Raw genomic sequence first — 2,545 nt, forward strand, 5'->3', positions numbered from 1 at the left:
CCCGAATAAAAACCTGCGAAAGCAGGGTTTTTAAAAAGGCTTCGGCAGAAGCCAGCTTTGCTATGTTGTTTTTTGGTAGAGAAAAAACATAGCAATGCTTGAAAGCCGCGCGGCGGCTGAACTTCCGACGACGACGGTAGTTGGAGAAGGAAGAAACCCCAGCGCACACGGAAGAGTGCGCTGGGGTTTCTTCCTTCTCCAGCCTGCCAGCGGTAGCGGCAGGCTGGAGCCGATTTGCCGGTAGGCCAAAAGGGCATTAGTGCCGGTAGGTGCTATTGCATTACGGTAGTAATGCAAAGACGTTAAAATAATCAGGAAATGAAATGAATCAAGGGCAGTTGCACAAGCCCCTGTAAAGGGGCTTGTTAGGCGGTAGCCTACCTTTGGTATCCGGGACCGGTAGTGTCCCGGAGGCACGGGTGAAAATCATTAGCGGGGGTGGGTTTTATGGGTAGGTCGGCGCCAAGCCGAAAAAAACAGATTGAGATGGCCTTAAATAGCATCACAAAACAGGGTACTTCAAAACACCAGGCCAAGCAGGAGTACCGGGTGGAGGCCCGAGCTAAAGGAGAAAAAGTATTGACAGCCAAAACCAAATACGTTCATTCAGCAAAGTGGTATAAAAATACGCTTAATGCGGCCGAACGGTATATAAAATTCGCGGATGAGAACGGCTTCGGCCATAAATATATAAATTCATATAACCACCAGGAGGCCGGAAAGGCTTTTTTTCAGGATTTATTGAATCGTGGGGTTAAAGATATTCAAGGGGTTGCTTCAGCATTGCGGAAATTTTCAGATGCCGTGGAAAATCGGTTTGGTAGGGAGATCAAGATCGTGCCGGATGATTTACGTGGGATGATAAATCAAGCTAGGGCGGCCGGCCAAAAAATACCCGTGAGTAAGCAGGAAAGATTGGATAGTCGGGAAGGTTACCGGGTTTATTCTGAAGATGAAATGACCAAAATTATGCAGCATGTTTGGCAGCAAAAGAATGGAGATAGGTATGGTGTAGCTATTCGTGGAATGTCTGAATTAGGGTTGCGGGAAAAAGAGTGTGCAAAATTGCAGGTACGGGACATTGATTTTGAAAATGGTTTAATCCATGTAAAGTATGGTGCCAAAGGGAAGAGAGATCGCTGGGTTCCTGTTTCTAAGCCTTATTTGGCAGAGTTAAAGAATATTTGTTCTAATAAAGGTAATAAAGATTTAGTTTTCACTGTGCCGGGAAGGAAATGGGAAAACCGGTGTAAAAATATCTGGAGTAGTTTCGAAAAAGCATGTACGGCAAACGGGTTGGAGCAGCATAGAGTCCATAACTTGCGGGCTACCTGGGCCAGTAGGAAGTACTATGAATTTAGGGAGAAAGGGATGGACAGGGATAAGGCCCGGGTAGAGGTAAGTAAAATATTAGGACACAACCGGGGTGAGGTTGTAGATTGGTATATAGATTACAATAAGGAAAGATAGAAGTTATGCTTCGAAAAGGTGAAGGAGTGAATTGGTATGAGATTTAAAAAATTAAATAACACTCAGGAGGTTATTGAATGTCTTAATAATTGCCTAGATGAGATAAATGGGATATAGGATAGCAGTAAAAAAAGATCATTTATGAAAGAGGTAATCGCAGAGGCACAGAACATTTCAAGAGTGGCGGTTTTCAACGATCCGAGCCGTATTTTTTCGGGAAAACATTACGTAATAATTCCCCCGGAAAAAGGGCCAAGGGATTTTGCTTGCTTATTATTATCAACAATTAAGCCCAAAATCAGAAATTTTAAAGAAATGATTGCCGATATCATTGATTTTTATAAACAGTTTGCTCCGGTAGTTAGTAAACCATTACCTATAGAAGACATTGAAAACATATTAGATGATAATAAAAAGATATTAGATATTATTACCAGAAACAATACATTATTTGTTGTATCAATTAATGAGGCTGAAAAATATAATTCTTCTTATATTCCTGGACTGAACTGTATTGTTTCCAGTGTCCCAAATTATGACGCAAACGATAAAAAGGATATAGGTGAACCAGAATATATATTTATGCATGAATTGGGTCATGCCTTGCAGGTTTCACTGACTATGGATAGGGATACTATTCCTAAATCATTTAAGTTAGTATTTGAGGTAGCGTATAATACTAAAGCCAAAGACGTTAAACGGGAGCTATGGCCAGACCTTTTTGCTGACTCTTTTTCTGCAGCCTTATCCTATCAAACACCCCTACATAATAAAAACCCATTTTGTAAAATATTTTTTGAATTTTCTTTAATAGCACTTAAATTGTATTTTGAATTTTTAATTGAAGATGTTCTTAAAGAAAAAAGCAGGAAAGAACCTATAGACATGAAATGGACTAAGGAGAAATATGAAAAATTTAAAAGATTGTATCGGATAAGGCCCAACAGGAAGGTTATAAAAGCGAAAGATTGGTTTCAAAGTTGGTTAAAGCTACCTTAAACCAAGAATAATAAGCTTGTTAAATGACTAATTACAAAAGAGTAAAAACTTAGCTAATTTTATTTACTAAAACATT

Annotated in this window: 3 protein-coding genes; all 3 read left to right on the forward strand. The window is 39.6% G+C overall.

Annotation, left to right across the window (positions count from 1 at the left end; genetic code table 11):
- Positions 1 to 94: 94 nt before the first annotated feature.
- The 3 genes from BM056_RS26510 (at position 95) to BM056_RS25440 (ending at position 2,469) form a co-directional block, all read left to right on the forward strand.
- A complete protein-coding gene (locus BM056_RS26510; RefSeq protein WP_165613725.1) occupies positions 95 to 244 on the forward strand; it encodes a hypothetical protein in 150 nt (49 codons plus the stop codon).
- A gap of 203 nt (positions 245 to 447) precedes the next feature.
- Entirely contained in the window at positions 448 to 1,470 is a 1,023-nt protein-coding gene (locus BM056_RS25435) for a tyrosine-type recombinase/integrase (protein WP_092476325.1), read from the forward strand.
- Positions 1,471 to 1,611: 141 nt separating this feature from the next.
- The gene (locus tag BM056_RS25440) at positions 1,612 to 2,469 is read left to right on the forward strand and encodes a hypothetical protein (RefSeq protein WP_092476329.1); all 858 of its coding nucleotides are present in this window, start codon (positions 1,612 to 1,614) and stop codon (positions 2,467 to 2,469) included.
- Positions 2,470 to 2,545: the final 76 nt, after the last annotated feature.

Origin of the sequence: Desulfotruncus arcticus DSM 17038 (genome assembly GCF_900113335.1) — a bacterium.
In the GTDB taxonomy this organism is placed as follows: Bacteria; Bacillota; Desulfotomaculia; order Desulfotomaculales; family Desulfallaceae; genus Desulfotruncus; species Desulfotruncus arcticus.